Source organism: Pseudogracilibacillus sp. SO10305 (genome assembly GCF_037072005.1).
Lineage (GTDB): Bacteria > Bacillota > Bacilli > Bacillales > Amphibacillaceae > Pseudogracilibacillus > Pseudogracilibacillus intestinigallinarum.
On the sequence record NZ_JAXHDE010000016.1, the window covers coordinates 56,853 to 78,109 of the forward strand.

Annotated in this window: 21 protein-coding genes; 10 read left to right on the top strand and 11 right to left on the bottom strand. The window is 34.0% G+C overall.

The annotated features are described in order from the left end of the window. Positions 1–6: 6 nt before the first annotated feature. Complete coding sequence (gene hpaD, locus SPD45_RS12110) at positions 7–990, bottom strand: 3,4-dihydroxyphenylacetate 2,3-dioxygenase (protein ID WP_336268027.1); 984 nt, start codon at positions 988–990, stop codon at positions 7–9. Between the two features lie 23 nt (positions 991–1,013). Next, entirely contained in the window at positions 1,014–2,465 is a 1,452-nt protein-coding gene (hpaB, locus tag SPD45_RS12115; RefSeq protein WP_336268028.1) for a 4-hydroxyphenylacetate 3-monooxygenase, oxygenase component, read from the bottom strand. Positions 2,466–2,672: 207 nt separating this feature from the next. On the opposite strand from hpaB, the gene SPD45_RS12120 reads away from it, so the two are divergent. Next, positions 2,673–3,548, top strand: a complete 876-nt coding sequence (locus SPD45_RS12120) for a LysR family transcriptional regulator (RefSeq protein WP_336268029.1) — start codon at positions 2,673–2,675, stop codon at positions 3,546–3,548. Between the two features lie 216 nt (positions 3,549–3,764). On the opposite strand, the gene betB is transcribed toward SPD45_RS12120, so the two are convergent. After that, positions 3,765–5,249 carry a betaine-aldehyde dehydrogenase gene (gene betB, locus SPD45_RS12125; RefSeq protein ID WP_336268030.1) on the bottom strand — a complete coding sequence of 495 codons (1,485 nt, stop codon included), beginning with the start codon at positions 5,247–5,249 and terminating at the stop codon, positions 3,765–3,767. Positions 5,250–5,441: 192 nt separating this feature from the next. Here betB and cudC point away from each other — a divergent pair, with 192 nt between their 5' ends. The 4 genes from cudC (at position 5,442) to SPD45_RS12145 (ending at position 8,492) form a co-directional block, all read left to right on the top strand. After that, on the top strand, positions 5,442–5,999 hold the full coding sequence (gene cudC, locus SPD45_RS12130) for a choline uptake/conversion transcriptional regulator CudC (RefSeq protein WP_336268031.1): 558 nt from the start codon (positions 5,442–5,444) through the stop codon (positions 5,997–5,999). Between the two features lie 21 nt (positions 6,000–6,020). Then, on the top strand, positions 6,021–6,917 hold the full coding sequence (locus SPD45_RS12135; protein WP_336268032.1) for a glycine betaine ABC transporter substrate-binding protein: 897 nt from the start codon (positions 6,021–6,023) through the stop codon (positions 6,915–6,917). Positions 6,918–7,069: 152 nt separating this feature from the next. Further along, positions 7,070–7,858: an aldo/keto reductase gene (locus SPD45_RS12140; RefSeq protein WP_442962029.1), complete on the top strand. Its 789-nt coding sequence runs from the start codon at positions 7,070–7,072 to the stop codon at positions 7,856–7,858. Positions 7,859–8,288: 430 nt separating this feature from the next. After that, positions 8,289–8,492 (top strand): hypothetical protein, encoded by a 204-nt coding sequence (locus SPD45_RS12145; RefSeq protein ID WP_336268034.1) that lies wholly within the window; start codon positions 8,289–8,291, stop codon positions 8,490–8,492. A gap of 56 nt (positions 8,493–8,548) precedes the next feature. Here the strand turns inward: SPD45_RS12145 and SPD45_RS12150 are convergent, their stop codons facing one another. The 7 genes from SPD45_RS12150 to SPD45_RS12180 all read right to left on the bottom strand — a co-directional run bounded on the left by SPD45_RS12150 (position 8,549) and on the right by SPD45_RS12180 (position 15,037). Next, the gene (locus SPD45_RS12150; protein WP_336268035.1) at positions 8,549–9,208 is read right to left on the bottom strand and encodes a hypothetical protein; all 660 of its coding nucleotides are present in this window, start codon (positions 9,206–9,208) and stop codon (positions 8,549–8,551) included. A 15-nt stretch (positions 9,209–9,223) separates the two neighbouring features. Beyond that, positions 9,224–10,741: a glycine betaine uptake BCCT transporter gene (locus tag SPD45_RS12155; protein ID WP_336268036.1), complete on the bottom strand. Its 1,518-nt coding sequence runs from the start codon at positions 10,739–10,741 to the stop codon at positions 9,224–9,226. 194 nt (positions 10,742–10,935) lie between these two features. After that, positions 10,936–11,646, bottom strand: coding sequence for a polyprenyl diphosphate synthase (uppS, locus tag SPD45_RS12160; RefSeq protein WP_336268037.1), 711 nt, complete (start codon positions 11,644–11,646; stop codon positions 10,936–10,938). 14 nt (positions 11,647–11,660) lie between these two features. Continuing rightward, positions 11,661–12,956: a hypothetical protein gene (locus SPD45_RS12165; protein WP_336268038.1), complete on the bottom strand. Its 1,296-nt coding sequence runs from the start codon at positions 12,954–12,956 to the stop codon at positions 11,661–11,663. A 63-nt stretch (positions 12,957–13,019) separates the two neighbouring features. Next, on the bottom strand, positions 13,020–13,634 hold the full coding sequence (locus SPD45_RS12170; RefSeq protein ID WP_336268039.1) for an HAAS signaling domain-containing protein: 615 nt from the start codon (positions 13,632–13,634) through the stop codon (positions 13,020–13,022). Further along, positions 13,631–13,963, bottom strand: coding sequence for a PadR family transcriptional regulator (locus SPD45_RS12175; protein ID WP_336268040.1), 333 nt, complete (start codon positions 13,961–13,963; stop codon positions 13,631–13,633). The genes SPD45_RS12170 and SPD45_RS12175 overlap by 4 nt, the downstream gene beginning before the upstream one ends. 75 nt (positions 13,964–14,038) lie before the next feature. Next, the gene (locus tag SPD45_RS12180) at positions 14,039–15,037 is read right to left on the bottom strand and encodes an MsnO8 family LLM class oxidoreductase (protein ID WP_336268041.1); all 999 of its coding nucleotides are present in this window, start codon (positions 15,035–15,037) and stop codon (positions 14,039–14,041) included. 80 nt (positions 15,038–15,117) lie between these two features. On the opposite strand from SPD45_RS12180, the gene SPD45_RS12185 reads away from it, so the two are divergent. The 4 genes from SPD45_RS12185 (at position 15,118) to SPD45_RS12200 (ending at position 18,290) form a co-directional block, all read left to right on the top strand. Next, entirely contained in the window at positions 15,118–15,687 is a 570-nt protein-coding gene (locus SPD45_RS12185) for a Maf family protein (RefSeq protein ID WP_336268042.1), read from the top strand. 75 nt (positions 15,688–15,762) lie between these two features. After that, a complete protein-coding gene (locus SPD45_RS12190; protein ID WP_336268043.1) occupies positions 15,763–17,325 on the top strand; it encodes a Na+/H+ antiporter NhaC family protein in 1,563 nt (520 codons plus the stop codon). A 119-nt stretch (positions 17,326–17,444) separates the two neighbouring features. After that, positions 17,445–17,993: a DUF420 domain-containing protein gene (locus SPD45_RS12195; protein WP_336268044.1), complete on the top strand. Its 549-nt coding sequence runs from the start codon at positions 17,445–17,447 to the stop codon at positions 17,991–17,993. A 129-nt stretch (positions 17,994–18,122) separates the two neighbouring features. Next, positions 18,123–18,290: a hypothetical protein gene (locus SPD45_RS12200; RefSeq protein ID WP_336268045.1), complete on the top strand. Its 168-nt coding sequence runs from the start codon at positions 18,123–18,125 to the stop codon at positions 18,288–18,290. 14 nt (positions 18,291–18,304) lie between these two features. Here the strand turns inward: SPD45_RS12200 and SPD45_RS12205 are convergent, their stop codons facing one another. Continuing rightward, positions 18,305–18,934 (bottom strand): pentapeptide repeat-containing protein, encoded by a 630-nt coding sequence (locus SPD45_RS12205; protein WP_336268046.1) that lies wholly within the window; start codon positions 18,932–18,934, stop codon positions 18,305–18,307. A gap of 139 nt (positions 18,935–19,073) precedes the next feature. On the opposite strand from SPD45_RS12205, the gene SPD45_RS12210 reads away from it, so the two are divergent. Further along, positions 19,074–21,140, top strand: a complete 2,067-nt coding sequence (locus SPD45_RS12210) for a poly(ethylene terephthalate) hydrolase family protein (protein WP_336268047.1) — start codon at positions 19,074–19,076, stop codon at positions 21,138–21,140. Positions 21,141–21,257: the final 117 nt, after the last annotated feature.

Sequence of the window (21,257 nt, forward strand, 5' to 3'; positions counted from 1 at the left end):
TATTTTTTATAGCGTAAAATCCGGCTTATATAATGTTAATTTCGCTTTTTCTTTTTCGATGAGTTCTCCCGTTAATACGTGGATGAATGGAGATGCTTCATCAAACCAACTATCTGGCGCTTCATGACCCCAGAATGTTTGACGTGTTTTGTCATGTACACTCCAACGTTTCGGTTCGAAATCTCCGTCACCTGTGAAATAATCTCCGAAATAAAACTCGATACGGTGCCCATCTGGATCACGTAAATATAAGAAAAACGCGTTCGATAATCCGTGACGACCTGGTCCACGCTCAATATTGTCAGCCATTCCCATCGACGCTAACACATCACAAGTGTGGATTAACGCTAATGGATCTGGTAACCAGTATCCAACATGGTGTAATTGTGGTCCATCTCCATTCATGAACGCTTGGTCATGTACGTTTCCTTTTTGATGTGTCCAAATTGCCCATAATTTCCCTTCGTCATCTTCTGTATACTCAGATGGACGGAAACCGAATTCTTCATTATAGAAATCATACGCTTTTTGCACGTCAGGCACTAAGCAGTTTAAATGGTCGATACGCTGTACACGAGAACCTTTTTGTAAGTCGTAACGTTGTAATAAACTTTCCACTTTATCCATTTCCGCATAGAATTCTAACGATAACCCTGACACATCTTGGACGCGTAACGCACGGCCTACCGCATGTTGTTCCCCCTTTGGTACCCATTTATATGCAAGGTCATTTTTCTTCACTACTTCTTCAATTTTATCTAACTCTTCTTCTGCATATACTTTGTAACTAATTACTTCTACAGCAGCTTTATCTGACTTTTTTAGTAATAAACTATGGTGATTTTGTTCCTCGTATCCACGTAAGTAAATATGATTTTCATCTGCTTCTGTTTCCACGAAGCCTAATGCGTCTACATAAAATTTTCTCGATGCGTCTAAATCTGTCACATGTAAAACCGCTCTACCTGTTCTCGTAATATCTAATGTCATTTTAAAATGCCCCCTGTTTTTTATTATTTTTTAATAGAATCTAAGAAGTCTTTTACACGAGCCTTATATGGCTCTTTGTCATAATTATCAAAGTACATCATCCCCATACGAACTGGATCTCCGAAGAAATAATACTCATAATGGTTTTGTCTTGAACCAAATGCACTTGATGTTAAATCCCAAGCTAAGCGGAATAATTGAACTCTATCCGTTCCATTTAAGTTTTTCGACTGTAATGCACGATCTAAAATCGGTCCAATTTCTTCGTGTTGGAAATCAGCTTCTGTTGGAATTGCTGTTAATCCAGATGCACATAATACACGAATAATTTCTGTTAACGATGGATAAATTCTTGGGAACCAGTTACGAGCAGCATCTAATGCAGCAAAATCTGGTGTCATCGTTCCATGTTTATCGACCTTCGCATTATGTTCTGCACGGAATAAATGTGAACGCATATTCTCTAATGTGATCATAATGTCGCGCCCTTTATCTTGTACGTGCTGGAATTGGTCGATTCCGATTGCTTCCATAATACTTAATGCAAGACCTAAAATAAATTCAGTCTTCACAATTGCCTTTGCAACTACTTGGTGTGACATGTGTACTACTGCATTTGTATCTGAAAATGCTCTGTTACAAATCGATGAGTTTCCACATACAAATACACGCTCCCAAGGGACGAACACATTATCAAAATGAATGATCGTATCGCCTTCTTCAAATTGTGATGATAATGGATAATCCCATTTATTATCTCTGTAATCCCAAGGTTCACGGCTAATATGTTTAATCCCTTCTGCATTATTTGGAATAGCAAATGCTAGAGAGAAAATATCATCCTTTTCACCAGATTTTTTAAATGTTGATGGGAATACCATTGTTTCATCTGTAATTCCACCTTGTGTTGCTAATAATCTAGCACCATCAACGATAATTCCATCTTTCGTTTTTTCTTTTAAATGTAATGCAACACTTGCATCATTTTGCTCATGCAATGCTTTTGCACGGTTTACTTGTGGATGAATTAAAGTATGTGTTAATGTTAAATCATTTTCACGAACAAACTCGTAATATTTACGAGAGTTTTCCGCGAACATTGGATCGTCTTCTCCAAATAAATCATTATTCATTCCTGTCGCCATAATTTCAGCATTCATATAATCTGGTGCACGACCCATCATTCCATTATGTGATAATGCCCATTCTTGAATTGCCTCTCTACGTTTAAATAAATCTTCTTTCGTCGTTGGATGTAAAAACGTCATCCCAACTTTATCACCTGTTGTTGGTGAAGTATATAACATTTTTTCAGGTTTTTCATGTTGAATATCGTATAACTTCGCCATTGAATCAATGACATTTTTAAACGCTGGATGTGTTGTCACATCATCTACTCTTTCCCCATTCACATACACATTGTTATTTGCCTTTTGCAATCTCTCTTTGTATTGTTTACCTGTTGCAGCTCCCATGAATGAAACCTCCTAAAATATAATAAATTAAACTATGTAAGCAATCACCCAGAATGTTAGCTCTATTATTAATTTTCAAACAATTTTATTTGTAAAACTCTGAAAGCGATTACTAAATCGTTACATTTATTATCATATATGTTATGATATATGTAAAATATTAAAAACATTTGTTATCTATATATTTTTTATATACGAGGTGAAACGATGAATTTAAAACAATTACGTTACTTTTACGAAATTGCAAATGAAGGTCAAATAACGAGGGCTGCAAAAAAGTTACATATTGCACAACCCCCATTAAGTCAATCATTAAAATCTTTAGAAGAAGATTTAGAAGTAAGCTTATTCGATCGACACGGTCGGAGCATGGAATTAACTGAAGCTGGGAAAGTTTTATACGACAAAGCAAAACAAATTTTCTTCCAAATCGATGAAACGATTACAGAAGTAAAAGAAACTGGAAAAGGAATTCGTGGTACGTTAAGAATAGGTTGTAATAAATCGTGTTTTTCTTATATCCCTAAAAAATTCCATGAATTACAAACATATCATCCGAACGTAAAACTTAGAATAATCGAAGGGGATTCCTATTATTTATCCAAACAATTAATCGAACGTGAATTAGATGTCGTTATTTGTCGATTACCTATTGAAATGGAACATTTTGATGCGATTCATTTACCTGAAGAAGAATATGTTGCAGTCATTCCGAATGAATTATTAGACCAACCCCATTATAGTACAATTACCATTAACAAGTTAGCAACTTTGCCTTTATTGCTTTTACATCGCATTCGAGGGATTGGGCAATATGAAATTATTATTAATAAATTTAAAGAATTAGAAGTCCAACCAAAGATAATTTGCGAATCACCGAACGTAGATATGTTACTAGGATTAGTACATGAGGGACTCGGGGCAACTATTGTACCTGAATCAACTTTATTGGAACATAATACTGAAAACGTTTCTGTATTAAGAATTGAAGATGCAAAAATGACGTCTAGCTCTGTTTTAATTTGGTTAAAAGACCGTTATTTACCGAAGGCAGCAGAAAAATTCATTGATTTATTTATATAAAAACCACACACAACTCTATAAAAGATAAAAAGAGGTTTGAACATGATTGCATTTAGAACGATATTTTGACATTCAGCCTAAGCCCCTTATTACTAGGCTAATTTTTGAATGTTTTTACTCGTTACTATTTTTGCGATAAGATGATGTTCAAACCTCATTCGTTTTTAATGTTCAAGTCACTAACAACAAGAATATTACACAATATCTATTGAAAAATTAATCCTTTTTAGATGCTCCAAACCAATTCATTGAAGCAGGAGCTTTATTCAGAAAAACATGTTTTGGCTCACGATATTCAGCTAAACCTAGTTTTCCTAATTCACGTCCAAATCCTGATTGTTTGTAGCCACCCCAAGGCGCTTCAGGAAAGTAAATATTAAAATCATTGATCCAAACTGTTCCCATTCTAAGTGCTCGTACTACGCGGTTAGCCTTATCCATATCTTCCGTCCACACTCCTCCAGCTAATCCATAACGGGAATCATTTGCCAATTTTATTGCTTCTTCTTCTGTTGTAAATGTTTCAATCGTAATAACTGGACCAAAACCTTCTTCTTGTACAACATACATTTCAGTTGTGCAATTAGTAAATACGGTAGGTAAATAGAAAAAACCTTCACTTAATGCCGCTTCTTCTGGTTGTGCACCTCCTACTAATAATGTAGCCCCCTCATCTCTACCTCTTTCAACATAATCGACTACCTTTTTTAAATGTGTTGCAGAAATGAGTGGGCCCATTTCAGTCATGTCATCTAAGCCATTCCCGAGACGAATGTTTTTCACACGTTCTACCAATTTTTCTACAAAAACATCGTGTAAACTTTCTTCGATAATAATTCTTGTTCCTGCTGAACAAACTTGTCCAGCATGAAAAAAGACCCCATTTAACGCAACATCTACTGCCTCTTCCAATTTTGCATCTGCAAAAATAATATTAGGGTTTTTTCCACCTAATTCTAATGCAACTTTTTTCACATTACTCGTTGCTGCTTGCATTACCTTTTTCCCTGTTTCAAGTCCACCCGTAAAGGAAATGAGGTCTACGTCTTCGCTTTCAGACAAAACAGTGCCGACTGTATGTCCTGGTCCTAATACTAAATTCGCTACCCCTTTTGGTACACCAGCCTCTTCCATTAATTCGAATACTTTAATCGTCGTAAGTGGTGTTATTTCACTAGGCTTCATTACTAATGTATTTCCAGCAACTAAAGCTGGGGCTAATTTCCATGATGCCTGTAATAACGGGTAGTTCCAAGGTGTAATTTGGCCACATACACCTACAGGTTCATATATAACCGTACTATCTACATTTTCCATTGGGACTTCCACTCGTTCTACTTCATCTTTAGCGATATTTGCATAATAACGAAAGACATCTGCAATTCCATCCATATCCCAACGACTTTCTTCTAATGTTTTTCCCGTATCTAACGTCTCCAGCATAGCTAATTCTTCTTTATCACGTTCGATTAGATTAGCAATTTCATGTACAATTTGTGCACGTTCTTCTGTCGAAATTGTCGGCCAAGTTGTCGTATCAAATGCTTTCCTTGCGGCACTAATTGCAAGATGTGCATCTTCTTCATTACTTTCTGTTACTTTCGCGATAATTGTTTGATTAAAAGGATTAATAATTTCACGCGTTGCTCCTGATTGAGAAAAGCTCCATTCTCCATCTATGTATTGCTGCTTAATGTCCAAATGACTCCCCACTTTCATTAAGTTTGTTAAGAAAAAATTTAATTTATTGAACAAATTTAACTTAACATATGTAAATATATTTGTCAAAGCTATATTATAATTAGTTGTTTGACATATAAATTAAATAATGTATCATTAAGAATGTTAAGAAAAAATTTAATCTTATAAATGGACTTTTAAAGAGGTGTTTGAATGACTCTATCAAATAACGATCAAGCTCTACACAACATTGAAGAGGCGGAAGGCGAAATCATTAACGCCATTGCGGAAACAATGGATGTTTATGGAGTGACACCTTCTATTGGTAGACTTTATGCAACGATGTATTTTCGTGACCAAATGACCTTAGATGAAATGCGAGATGAATTAGGTTTAAGTAAACCTAGTATGAGTACGGGTGTCCGTAAATTACAAGATATTGATATGGTTAAAAAGGTATATCAACGCGGATCAAGAAAACACGTGTATCAAGCTGAAAAAGACTTTTTCAATACATTTATCGGTTTCTTCTGTCAAATGTGGGAACGAGAAATAAATACGAACACAGTAGCAATTCAACGTTCCAAAGACTTGCTACAAAAAGTAATCGATGATGAAGCTGTTTCATCTATTATAAAAAAAGATGCAACTGAAAAGTTACACCAAATAGAAGGTTCCATGCAATATTACGAGTGGTTAAATAATTTAGTTAAAAGTATTCGTAATGAGGAAATATACAATTTCATACCTAAACATCCACCGCAAAAATAATACAATTTTTTGGAGGATATAATGGGAACTAAATTTAGAAGTTTTTTAAATGTATTTCTTTTAAGTATTGTAGTGGCTGGAGTATTAGTCGCATGTAGTAATAACGATGAAAACAAAGAAAATACGAGTAGTAATGATGAAAAGCAGGCCATTGAAATGGGGCAAATTAATTGGGCTGAAAATATCGCTGTAACAAATATGTGGAAAGTTATTTTGGAAGAGGAAGGATATGATGTGAACTTAAATGTTCTTGATATCGGAACTCAAATGGCAGCATTAGAAAATGATGAATTAGATATTAGTCCAGAAATTTGGCTACCTGTGCAAGATGCTAGTTATTTAGAACAATATAAAGATAAAGTGAATTTTTCTGAAGCAACATGGTATGACAATGCAAAGGTAGGTCTTGTTGTTCCATCTTATATGGAAGATATTAATAGTATTGAAGATTTACATGATCATGTAGACTTATTTGAAGGTGTGATTACTGGTTTTGATCCTGGGGCTGGAACAATGGAAGTGACGGAAGATTTAATTGAAGAATACGATTTACCATTCGAACTATTACCTAGTTCAGAACCAGCAATGTTAACCGAAATTTCGGAAGCAATGAAAGAAGAAAAACCAATCGTTGCTCCTTTATGGAGTCCACATCGTATTTTTTCAGAACTTGATCTAAAATACTTAGACGACCCTAAAGAAGTGTATGGTGGCGTCGAAAAAATTCACCATGCAACACGACTTGATTTTGCTGATGACCATCCTGAACTCGCAACATGGTTCGATAATTGGAACATGGATGACGACCAAATCGGTTCTTTAATGGTGGAAGTTTCTGAGGCGGAAGATCCGTTGGATGGTGCACGCAAATGGGTGGAAGAAAATGAAAATGTTATTAATGAATGGTTAGAGAAATAGTAGAAAGAGTTTGGAACAAAGGTTAGTAAATCTTTTGTTTCAAACTCTTTTTTTCTAAACATGTTTCACATATCCATGATAAAATAATAGTACCATCATTTGTTAAAGGAGAGAAAATAAAAGTGAATATTACTTTAAATAACGGCATCGTCATGCCCCAGGTCGGTTTAGGTGTTTACTTAGTTGAACCAGAAGTAGCCAAAAACACTGTGTTACATGCTTTAAAAACAGGCTATCGCTCCATCGATACAGCGCAATTTTACAACAACGAAAAAGAAGTTGGAGAAGCAATAAAAGAAAGCGGCATCCCTCGTGAAGAAATTTTCGTAACGACAAAGGTGTGGAACTCGCATCACGGATATGAAGAAACATTAGAAGCATTTGAGGAAAGTTTACAAAAATTACAACTCGATTATATTGATCTCTATCTAATTCATTGGCCAATGCCAATGAAAAATAAATATATCGATACGTATAAAGCTTTAGAAACGTTATATAAAACTGGAAAAGTAAAAGCAATCGGATTGAGTAATTTCCATATTGACCATATCGAAAACATCCTTTCCCATTGCACAATAAAACCTGTTGTGAATCAAGTTGAATGTCATCCATACTTCCAACAAAATGAATTAAAAGACTTTTGTGAAAAACACGATATTTATTTAGAAGCATGGAGCCCATTATCAAGGGGAGCTGTATTACAAGATGAAACGATTGTGAAACTTGCCCAAAAATATAGTAAATCACCAGCACAGATCATTTTGCGATGGCATATACAAAGAGATACGATTATAATTCCAAAATCGATTACACCAAATCGCATAGAGGAAAACTTCCAATTATTTGATTTTAATTTAGAAGACGAGGATATGAAATTAATCAACTCCATCGACAAAAATGAACGTCGTGGTCGAGAACCGAATACAATGGATATGATTTAACCTTCATTCTATAGCATGTATCAAAATTAAAACTTGTATGATGTATGTATTTACAAAATAGAAATTTTAGTTTGCGATAAATGTTTCAATATTACATCTTATTTTGTACCGAAGATTATACTGTGAAAGCCTTCATTTGGAGGCTTCCACAGTTTTTTATTTTACCCTTGATAAAATAGTCCATTTCATCAGTTATACTGTATGTACGAGTATTACTATCATAGGACCTAAACGTTGTATGTTGTATATAATATAAATCCCCTAGTAATAATCTTAAATATTTTCATACCCTTTCGTTAAATGATGTCACAATTTATACAAAAACTTTCGAACTAATTGTGAAAAGTTTCACAAAAGGCTACTATTTTTATATAAATGGCTTATACTAATAACTGTAAACAAAATACATTTAAGGAAGTGTAGATGGAAAATGAAAGGTACAGCTTTATTGATGAATGAGGACATGACGTTGACAGTTTTAGAAAATGTGGATGTTTCGGTGTATAAAGAGTTGAAAAACGAGAAAAAATATGACCAACCTCATTGCACAATCAATAATAAAGAGGTTGAATTTGAACCTATTCATTCTGTCGTTTGGTGTAAAGAAGATATTGATTTAGATTACGGATACTAAGTATATAAAAATCAAAATGCGTTTCGGTGCAGCTCGTACACCGAAACGCATTTTCATTATTCAAATGGGTTGATTACATAACTCCATTTATTTGTATTCATTATTTCTTCTGCCTGTACTTGTTCACCATTCCCTAAATAAATAGTTCTTCCTCGAATGGCGACGACCATTGCCTGGATCAATTCCACTTCATCGTTTTTCTGATATACATCACCAATTTTTGGAGTAGTAAAGTTAGGGTGTACCGTATTGACGATATCTAATTCTTCCTCCAAAGTTTGATCACCAGGGTCTTCTTTATCAATCCTTGTTGCATTATCTAACAAACCTGGTTCCATCACCCAATATTCATCATGTTTAATTCCATTCGATTTATTACTAATTACCCCTCTATCTTCAATCGATGAAACCATTTCAATCGCATGTAAATGATGATGATCCAATGAATCCGGTTTGGGATTAATAACTAAAATATAATCGCCAACTTCTGCTTTCGTTTCCTTATTTAATGTATACCGTTTTCCATTGACGATAAAACTGTCTAAATTTTTCGGACGGTAATAAGTGATCTCCTTCGCCGTTGCAAGTACTTGTTCTAAGTCATGTAATCGAATTAAATGAACAGATTGTTTCACAAAAGGATTTACCGAATACACTTTGTGTAGTTCATTATTATAATATACAAATTGCCCTTTACGCACATTAATTAATAACATTATATAACCTCCCGCTTACAACGATTTTCTTTTCTTTTTCACTGGCGTTGTTTCAGATTGCAACCCTTTATATAACGATGCAGACATAAACAACAAGATAAATACAAATGGGAAAGCCGAAACGATGGAAGCTGTTTGTAAAGCATTTAATCCACCAGACCATAATAAAACCGCTGCAGCCGATGATTGAATTAATCCCCAAACAACTTTAATTCCTAATGGTGGATTTAACATTCCATTTGTCGTTTGCATTCCAATAACAAATGTTGCAGAGTCTGCCGACGTAATGAAAAATGTACTAATTAATACGATCGATAATACTGTTGCGATAGTCGCTAATGGCATTTCACCTAATGTTGAGAACAAAGCGATTTCTGTATATTCACCGAACTGCATTGCTTCCCAAATTCCTGCGTTTTTAAAGTTATCAAAGTAAATTCCTGTTCCACCAAAGATAGCAAACCAAAACGCACAAAAGATCGTCGGCACTGCTAATACTCCAACAACAAACTCACGAATCGTTCGTCCACGTGAAATTCTTGCAATAAATGTCCCTACAAATGGAGACCAAGCAATCCACCATGCCCAATAAAATACTGTCCATCCTTGAATCCATGCGTCTCCACTTTCATCAAATGGGGATAAACGGAAACTCATTGAAATAAAGTTTTGTGCATAACTACCAATCGTTGTAGTAAATGTATCCATTAAGAAAGTAGTTGGTCCAACAAATAAAAAGAAAAACAATAATAAAATAGCGATAACGATATTCGTATTACTTAACCACTTAATTCCACGACCTAGCCCTGATAATGCAGATAACATAAATAAAATAGTTACACCGATAATAATAATAAATTGCGTCGAAAAACTGTCTGGGATATTACTATTTAAGTATGTTAATCCCCCATTAATTTGAATTGCTCCTAAACCTAATGATGTCGCTACACCGAACACCGTCGCAAAAACAGCGATCGTATCAATCGTTTTCCCAATCGGACCATTTACACGATCCCCGATTAAAGGAGTAAATGTTGCACTAATCGTACCTGGAGCATCTTTTCTAAATTTAAAGTATGCAAGCGCTAAAGCAATTAACGCATAAATACCCCATGGATGTAATCCCCAGTGGAAAAATGTATATTGTAATGCATTTTTCGCTGCTTCAGGTGTTTCTGGGTCCCCAAATGGCGGGTTATAAAAGTGAGAAACTGGTTCTGCTACTCCCCAAAACACTAATCCAATACCCATACCCGCACTAAATAACATAGCAAACCAACTAAAACGACTATACTCTGGTTCTTCATCATCTTTTCCTAATTTAACATCTCCAAACTTCGAAAATGCTAAATAAATGACGAAAAATAAAATTAATGTAGCCGAAATTAAGTAAAACCACCCAAAATTCGTTTGTAAGAAACTTTGAGCAATACCTGACACACTTTCTAAGTTACCTGGTGCAATTGCTCCCCATAAAATAAAAATAAACGTTAAAATAAATGATGCAGTAAAAACTGGTGTTAATTTTTTCATAATTTCTCCTTTCCACACGTTATATGTACAATATTTTACATAATTCTGTTACCTATTCTGTCACATTTCAAACCTTTTAGGAAAAATGTGTAAAAAACACATACAATTTATCATCCTAACATAATTTAAATTTGCTTTCAAATAGACAGAAAAAAGACTGTATAAGGTTTATCTTCTCCTTATACAGTCTTTTATTACATGCTTTTTTCGTAAATTGAAATATACCCACGTTGTTTTTGCCAACTACAAATTGCTTCTTTTAAAGCTGTTTCATCAAAATCTGGAAAAAACACGTCCGTAAAATAAAGTTCAGCTTCTGCCGCTTGCCAAAGTAAAAAATTACTAATTCGTTGCTCTCCACCAGTACGAATCATTAAATCTGGAGAAGATAACCCATTCGTATATAAATGTTTTTCGATATCCATTTCTGTTGCCTCTTGAGAACCTGATACGTTTTTTTCACGGACAACCGCTTTTATCGCTTGAACAATATCATCTCTACCACCGTAATTAAATGCAAAATTAACGGTCATTCCTTCATTATTTCTTGTTCGTTTCACAGCCCTCTCAATAGCGACACGTGTAGGGAATGGTACTTTTTTCAAATTACCTGATGTACGTATTCGAATATTTCTTTTCATAAATTGTGGTAATTTCTCATGAAAAAATTTTATTGGTAAACTCATCAAATAGTTTACTTCATCTAATGGCCTCGACCAATTTTCGGTAGAGAAGGCGTATAATGTTAATGCTTCTACACGTAACGAAATACATACATCGATTACTTCCTCCATCGCCTTTACACCAGCGAAATGACCTTCACTCCTTGATAACCCTCGTGCTTTTCCCCATCGACCATTCCCATCCATCGTAATGGCGATATGTTTCGGTATTTGTGCATTCATCTTTCTTCCTCCTCTTAACCTCTTTCGTTTATCCAAGCATGATAATATTCTAAAAACTGCTCCCTTAAAAAGTTATATGAAAATAGATGTGTGACATTTTTTTCTTGATCATATTGTTCTGCCAAAAATTTGTCTATTGCGTCATCATCGTTATGATCATATATTTCCATTAAACGAATCCAACCAGGATATGATAACTGTTGTACGTTTACTTCATTTCCATTAATATTTTTTTCATTGTATTCATTTGCAACGAACTGTTCTAGTTGAATAACGTTTAACATCGTATAAAAAATAATGCCGATAATGAAATAAAAGTGTGTCAAAGATATACGACTAGCCCAAATTCGAATCAATGTATACATCAGTAAAAAAGCAATATAAAACAAACCGAGATAAGCTGTAAAACTACGTATCGTCCATGCAGAAGCATACGTGTCCATCGCAACTTGCATTGTTTTATACAAAAACAAACTGTTTACGACAATTAAAGTTGAATAACTTATGTTCAATAACAAATGTGTATTTCTTATTCGACCCAAAGCAATATAAAAGAAAAACAATGTACATGCTGTCCATAAGATTGTCATATAAAACATTGGTACTATTTCTACTGTGACAACTGCATATAAGATAATACCAATGAGGTTCAATAGGAACGATACAATAAACATTGGCTTATAATGCAATGATTTCTTTTTTTGTAAGATGATTAAATATTGCTGTTCATCATTTTTCGGATAACGGAGTACTTGAAACATCCCAAAAACAAACATACTTATAATTATTACCCTAAAAAAAGGCATGAACCAATTTATATATATAATGAAACAAAGCATGATCAATACGATACTACTTATAATGGTGAAGATTTTTTTCTGTCTTAGAAATTTACCGAAGCGAAGGATTAATTGAAAATCGTATTGGCCGACTTCCATTAATTTTTCCCACATCGTTCGAATAAACTTAGTCGTCCCCCAAACAAATGTGTTCGGTCTCGTAACAACGATAATATGAATGAACATTAATATTGGGATAATAATGTTATTCCAAGAATAAAAAATTGTTTCACCGAATAATAAATAGGTCGCACTTAACATCCATATCATGACCATCAATAAAATACCAATCCGCCGATGATGGAATGCAGATAAACGAAATCGGAGAAAGAAAACAATGTAAAAGCATGAAATAAATAAGAGCATGCTTAGACCAATTTCAACTTGGAAAAAAGTTATTTCCGCTAATATTCCAAGTAAAAAACAGGAGACAAGCACAAAATAGTCATTTTTTCGTATCGTTTCTCTCATAATCCTCCACCTAACCTATACATAGAAATTCTATGTATATGAATAAAATAATTGGGAAAAGTATCAAACAGATACTTTTCTCCCCCAATAATAACCAAAAAATGTGACAGGGTATAACATACTAGTTAATGTACAAATCAACATAAACGTCATCAATGTTTTAATTTGTAATAAATGCGATAAAATGATGTACACGAACAACATATTAGGAATTATTGCAATGACAAATGTTCGTTGTAACAATCGTTTTCCACGATGTCCAAATTCTTTTCCCATTTCATAGCCTAATAAAGACCAAAATATGGCATACAATCCAAAGATAAATATCGGTATATTTGCAACCGTATCCCATACATGAATGAGCCATTTCCATCCAAACAGATGTAAACATATTAATAAGACGGTTCCACCAACAAAAATCGCAATGTTTAATAAAACGAATAACCATTGTGTTTTCCGAGGTGTAATTCCTGTTTCTTGTCGCCAAATTTTTGCAACAGCGGTCGGTGATCCTAATTGTTCGACTAGTGTCTCATACACCTCATTGGGTGGAATGTGTTCATGTTGCAACATTTCATAAATATGTGCTTCATAATCCGCAACGATTGCTTGATAATCTTTTTGATCAGATAGTTCTGTTTGCAATTCATTTATATATCGTTGCGCCTCTTCATTCATGACTCTGTCTTCCCGATCATCTTCGACATTACTTTTACATATTGCATCCATTCAGATGTTCGTTCTTGTAAAATCATTTCCCCTGCCTTCGTAATACGATAATATTTTCTAGCAGGACCTTTTTCTTGTTCTTGCCAATACGCTTCAATATATTCTTGCTTTTCTAATTTATGAAGTCCTGGATAGAGAGAACCTTCTTTTATTTGTAAGTGATGTTCACTTCTTTTTTCAATTTCTTTTACTAACTCATATCCATACATATCTCGCTCATGTAATAATTGTAATACGAGCAGTGACGTACTGCCTTTTACTAACTCTCGACTAAACATTCATTTTCACCTACCTAGTTTATTTAGGTACATAGAAATACTATATAGCAATTGGTGGAAAATGTAAAGTGCTTTTTACAGTAATTTTTCCGCTAATAAACGATACACATTTAAACGCTTCGCTTGTGCATGTGGAATACTACAAATCATCGCTTCATCAAATCCATAAATTGCTTGTTCTTTCAATAATGTTTCAGCTACATCTTCTGCTGAACCGACTATATGCATCCCACGATTTCGATTTCTTTCGATATCTATTTTATCAAATTCTGTTAATGGATAATCTTTTGCTTCTTTTGGTGTTAATGTAATTGGTGCTTTTCCTTGTTGTAATAACATCCTAGCAATATCTTGTGGTTTCCCCTCATATTCCGCTTCTTCTCTCGTCTCACAAACAGTTGCCATATAACAAACTAAAGTCTGAGGTTTTTCCATAAAATCAGAAGGAATAAAATGTTCCTTATATAGCTTGATCATCTTTTCTGACAAATCACCATTAAAAAATTGTGCAAATGCATAACCAGCGCCTAACTTTGCTGTTTGAATCGCACTTTGTCCACTAGACCCTAGCATCCAAGCTTCTGGTAAAACAATATGATTTGGCATTGCTACCGTTTTATCATATAGACGATTGTTTGGTATATCACCTTTTATTAATTTTAATGTCGTTGAAAATTTTTCATATAAATGGTAGACGTCTGGTTGATTTCCTTCTGATAATGCATAAATTGAATAATTATCCCCACCTGGTGCACGTCCTACTCCAAAGTCAATTCGGTCTGGATGAAATGCACTTAACGTATTGAATACTTCCGCCATTTTAAGTGGAGAATAATGCATCATCATGACTCCTCCTGTCCCAATTCGAATACGTTTCGTTTTTGCTGCTAAATGTGCTGCCGTTATTTCTGGTGCGGAACTAGCAAATCGTTTCGTTCCATGATGTTCTGCCATCCACATCCTTTCATATCCAAGTTCATCCGCCAAAACAGCTAATTCTTCTGCATATGCTAAAGCATCAGTTGCTGTATTTCCTTTCGTAATAGGTGCTTGATCTAATACACTTAACTTCATTTTCCCTCTTCCTTTCCACCATAAAATCAACTTATCTTATGTTACACTTATTTTATCATCTTCTTTTAAGGAGGGAAAAAATGAAGCATAAACTAATACTTGCCTCTTCTTCTCCTAGACGGCAACAATTATTACATCAAGTACAAATCCCTTTTACCATTCGGACAAACAATGTAGATGAATCCATTGTTACTGAAATAGATCCTATCGAAAAAGTGCAACAACTTGCCATATTAAAAGGAGACAGTATACAAAGTAATGCTGATGAAATTATTTTAGCGGCAGATACTGTCGTTAGTTTTCAAGGTAAAATTTTCGGAAAACCGAAAGATAGAATGGATGCTCGTTCCATGCTACAACAATTAAGTGACAATACACATGAAGTGTACACTGGTGTATATATAAAAGGTGCGAAAGAAAATACCGTATTCGTTGAAAAAACAGAAGTGACATTTTGGGAACTAACAGAAGAGGAAATAGAACATTATATTCAATTGGATGATCCATATGATAAGGCTGGTGCGTATGGCATTCAAAGTGCTGGGGCTATACTCGTTAAACATATTTTTGGTGATTATTATAATGTTGTTGGACTACCGCTTGCAAAGGTCGTTCGTTCTTTAAAACCGTTTCATATTTACCCTTTTTAATGTTTTGTTTCAGCATTTCATAAAAAATCGTGTATAATATATAGGGTTAGTGAACGGTAAAGGAGCGTAATGATTTTGTCTGATTCAATTTTATCCATTATTCCACCATTAATAGCTATTGTCATGGTGTTATTAACGAAACGAGTATTGTTATCTTTAGGTGTCGGTATTTTGTTTGCAGCATTTTTTGTTGCTAATTATCATATCGGAGAAACATTCACCTTAATTATTCAAGCTTTTGTTCGGGTATTCGTTGAAGATGGTGCTTTAAATACGTGGAACGTCTATATTATTTTATTCTTATTTTTACTTGGAATGATTACTAGTTTTGTCAGTATGATGGGTGGTACGAAAGCGTTCGGAGATTGGATGATCCTCCGTGTAAAAACACGTGTTGGTGCCCAATTAATGACGATCGTATTAGGTTTTGCCCTATTTATCGATGATTACTTCAACAGTTTAACAGTCGGACAGGTTGCACGTCCAATTACAGATAAACATCGAATTTCCCGTGCAAAACTTGCATATATCGTCGACTCTACTGCTGCTCCGATTTGTGTTATTGCACCTTTATCTAGTTGGGGTGCATATATTTTAGGTTTAATCGGAACAGTCTTCATGACACATAATATTGTTGATTACTCTGCATTAAGTGCATTTATTACGATGATTCCTATGAATTTCTATGTTTGGTCAGCAATTGGGCTTGTCTTTATTTTGGCAATTCGTCAAGCAGATTTTGGAGCGATGAAAAAGCATGAACTTCATGCTTTGCAAACAGGAAATGTAACATTCCAACAACAAAAAACAGAAGCACAACAAGAAGAAAAATCGAGTGCTATTGGAAAAATATCTGATTTACTCGTTCCGATTATTATGTTGTTCATCGGAACAATCGGTTTTATTTTCGCTACAGGTTATATGGCGTTAACTCCTGGCGAAAGAAGTGTTATTAACATTTTAGGGGAAGCAGATGTTTCCTTATCTTTATTCCTTGGTGGCTTACTTGCTGTGCTTATTACTTTTTTCATGAGTATTAGACATGTTAAGGCAAATCAATTAGAGAAAAAGGATTTCTCCAACGGTATTTATAACGGAATAAAGGCCATGTTATCGGCAGTTATTATTTTAATTTTCGCTTGGACAATTACTGATTTAATTGATCAACTAGGAACAGGAACATATTTAGCTAATATTGTAAAACAATCAAATATCCCTTTTGCAATCTTGCCAGTAATTATTTTTATTATGGCTGGAATTATCGCTTTTTCGACTGGAACATCGTGGGGGGCATTTGCTTTATTATTACCTATTGCCGGTCAAATTGCAGCCTCTACAAACATCGACCTTATTTTACCGATGTTAGCTGCCGTTTTAGCTGGAGCAGTGTTCGGAGACCATTGTTCACCAATTTCTGATACGACGATTCTATCTTCGACTGGATCAAGTTGTAACCATATAGATCATGTTATGACACAATTACCTTATGCGATCGTTGCAGCAGTTATTGCTGGACTTGGTTATGTTGTGTTAGGCTTTACAGAAAATGTCTATTTCGGATTAATTACAGTCATTATTGGATTAGCCATTGTTTACTTCTTATTAGGAAAGACAAAATTAACCATCGATAATAATTGATTATGGCTATTTTGTTCATAAATATTTGTCATCTTTATGAATATTGTTCATTTTAAGAATTATTCGTTGTATTATTTTTGTTTCTAGAATATCATAAAGTTAGGAAAGAGAGGGATATAATGAAAAGCGAGGCGAATAATTTAAAACAACGTAATTATACCCCACTAATTTGGGGCCTTTCTGTTGTCGCTGTCATTATTATTTTAGGTACAAATTATATTCCGCGTAGTACGACAGATACTATTTTCGGAATGAAACTAACGGTTCTTCCATTAATTAATGCGATTTTAAATGGTTTTGCATTCTTAATGTTAATCGGTGCACTCGTATCGATTATAAAAGGAAATGTCAAAGCACACCGTAATTTTATTTTGGCAGCTTTTAGTGCAACATTTATTTTCTTAATTACGTACTTAACATACCATGCTTTAGCAGGCTCTACGAGTTATGGGGAAGATGGATTTTTAAAATATGTTTATTATTTTGTATTAATTTCACATATTTTCTTATCAACAATCCTTTTACCATTATCATTATTTACTCTTACAAAAGGATTAAATATGCAAGTAGAGAAGCATAAAAAAATCGCTCGATGGACGATGCCGATTTGGTTATACGTTAGTTTAACGGGTGTCATAGTATACGTATTAATTTCACCATTTTATTAACATAAAAGACTTAGACGATACTTTTTGTACTCGTTCTAAGTCTTTTTTATATATACTAGTATATAAGCTTGTTTGTCGTATATTTGTCACATATGTATGTGAAATTTCAACACATATAGGAGGGTAAACATGGATTTCCCAATATACACGATACTTCTATTCGCTGGATTGTTATATGGAATTATTACTTTTATTGTAGAACTTCGTCACTATAAAAATACATTAAATTTGAAACAATTAACTTTATCGATTGTCATTATGATCATTAGTATCATTGGATTATATGTTTCATATTAACATCGTATCATATCCTATGAATCTTTCACGATTAGTCCGAGCATGCTTGCAAATTGAATCGCTTGTAATGGTGATACTTTTAATCCTTTTAATTGATCTATTGTCACAAATAACGTATCAAATTGTGAAGTACTAACATCGATTCCTTTTAACGGTGTTTCCTCAAAATTAGCTTCGTTTAAATTACATGAATCGAATTGAATCGTTTTAAATATCGAACGATAAAAATCTACCTGCTGTAATGATGCATGCTCAAATAACACTTTTTCTAATTTTGCTTTTCCAAACAATGCCATATTTACTAAAGAATGTTGGAATTTTGTATGTCCGATATATGCATGTTCCAAGTTACAGCCAACAAGTTTACAATTGTCGAATAAGACACGATTCATAGATGCATACTCCATATTGGCATTCGAGAAATCACATTTTTCAAAACGAACATCTGTTAAACTAATCCTTGAAAAATCTGTCCCTATAAAACGACAGTTTTTAAATACTGTTCTTTGAATATGAATTCCTTTGAATTGTTCATTGATGCAATTTTCTTGTTCAATTATTGCCTCCTCTATAAAATCTTCTTCTATATCATGCATAGATTGTTTCGTTAAATCTTCTCCAATTATTGGATCTTTTATTTTCAAAAAAACACTTCCTTTTGTATTCTTCTCAATGAATCTATCATCAATTATGAGTAGTATATCATTCTTTTATGTGATGGTTCATATGTTTCGTGCTAAAATAGACTTTATCATGGAAAAGGAAGTTGGTGAACTACGCTAAATGATGCAAAAATTATTTTCGTCCATTAAAAAGCAATGTATAAAAACGTATGAATACGACACAAATGCGACAAAGTCTTTTGTTTTAGTTGCATGGGTCATGACAACGATATTCGCCTTAATCGCTATTTCTGGACGACCATCAGGGGCGACCTTCATCCATCTTTCTTTAGATTATGTCGTTGCCTTTATATTAAATCTATTTTTATTTGTCATTGTGACATTTTTACTGGCATTTATTTTATCCCTTTTACGTATCCCTATTGCACGTATTGCTTTATCTAGTATTTTATATGTCGGGATAGGCTTTGGCGTATTATTATATGTTGTTGATGCAGGTACGATTTTTTCGATTATAATCGGTGTCTTTTCTTCTATTCTTGCTACCGTTTTAAGTTTTTTCGTACATAAAATACGGGCATATAAATACGGTAAAAAAATAATATTATGTAGTGCAATCGGTTTGACGATTATCAGTATCGCGTTGTTCATGTCTAACCAGTCAAATGTAGACGACCCATTGACTGGACCTTATGACGTACAATTTTTTACATATGGAAGTGGAAAAGATCCTTATCGAAAGGATTTTGGTAATGAAGTAACAGAACATACAGAAACAGTAGATGCATCGAGTTTTATAACAAATTGGAGTGCCAAGCGAACAAAATTTTGGGATTTTGACCAACATGAATTTCCAATAAACGGGCGAGTATTTATGCCTGAAGGAGACGGTCCCTTCCCTGTTATTTTAACGGTGCACGGGAACCATTCTATGGAAAAATTCTCTACAGGTGGCTATGATTATTTAGGCGAAATTATTGCCTCCCATGGCTTTATTTTCATTTCTGTTGATGAAGATTTCATTAATTATTCAAATATTACAGGTCAACCAAATGATAACTACCTACTAAGAACGTGGATATTGCTACAACATATCGTGCAATTAAAGGAGATGAATCAAAAAGAAGATAGCTTATTTTATCAAAAAGTTAATTTACAAGAAATTGCATTGTCTGGTCATTCACGTGGTGGGCAAGCAGCTGCAATGGGAGCAGATTATGAACGGTTCATAGAAGATCCAGCATTACTTAGTGCACTACGAGACGTTGAAATTAAAGCTGTTGCTGCTATCTCCCCTACTGATAAATCCATTGAACATACCAAGCCAAAACTAGAAAATGTTTCTTATTTTATCATGCACGGTGCACAAGATGCTGATGTATACAATTTTAGAGGAGATCATCAATTTTATCGCACGGCATTGACAGATGCGAATCAAATAAAAGCAACATTATATATTGAACATGCTAACCATGTCCAATTTAATAATGATTGGGGACGTTATGATTTAGCGATGCCGAAAGGATTGTTTCTAAATCAAATGAACTTATTATCGAAAAAAGAACAACAGCAAATTGCGGCCACCTATTTGACTGCCTTTTATAAAGATGTATTTCAACAAAGTACTGAATTAGCAACATTAATCGAAAATGAACAAGTTCGAAAGGAACTTTTACCAGACACAACGATGGCACACAAATATGAAACTGGGCAATATCAATCACTGCTGACGTATAATAAACATCAAGAAATATTAGGCCAATTTTCTAACGCAACCAAAAAAGAAGTAATTCGTCCTAAAAATCGTTCTGGTGGAATTCATCCACAAGATGCATTACATATTACTTGGGAAGAAGAAGCTACATATTCGATTCCCATTTCTCTTAAAAGGAAAAATATTGATCGCAATTCGCTCATCCTTACGGTAGCAAATTATAAACCTAAGGCGAAAATTGATATGGAAGTTGTTCTGTCAAATGAAAATAATACTCTAGTTCAAGAAACACATACATTATCTCCCGTCATTGAGATTGATCAAACGCCTTTCGGTTTACTTGATACGTATTATCGGGATGGCAAATATGACACCAACTGGGAGCCGATTTTCGAGACCATTCATGTTCCATTAACAGACATTTCTGCTGAGACATTAAAAGATACAACATTAACTTTACAATTTTCAGGCACGAATGGGGAAATTTTACTTGAAGAAATTGGTATAGAATAATGTTTCATTCTTAAAGGAGAAAAACTAATGATGATTAAGATGTAGCACGTCTGTTTATAACTTATCGCCGTTATAAAGAAACTTTTTTAGAAATCATTCTTCCCCTTTATTAATTGT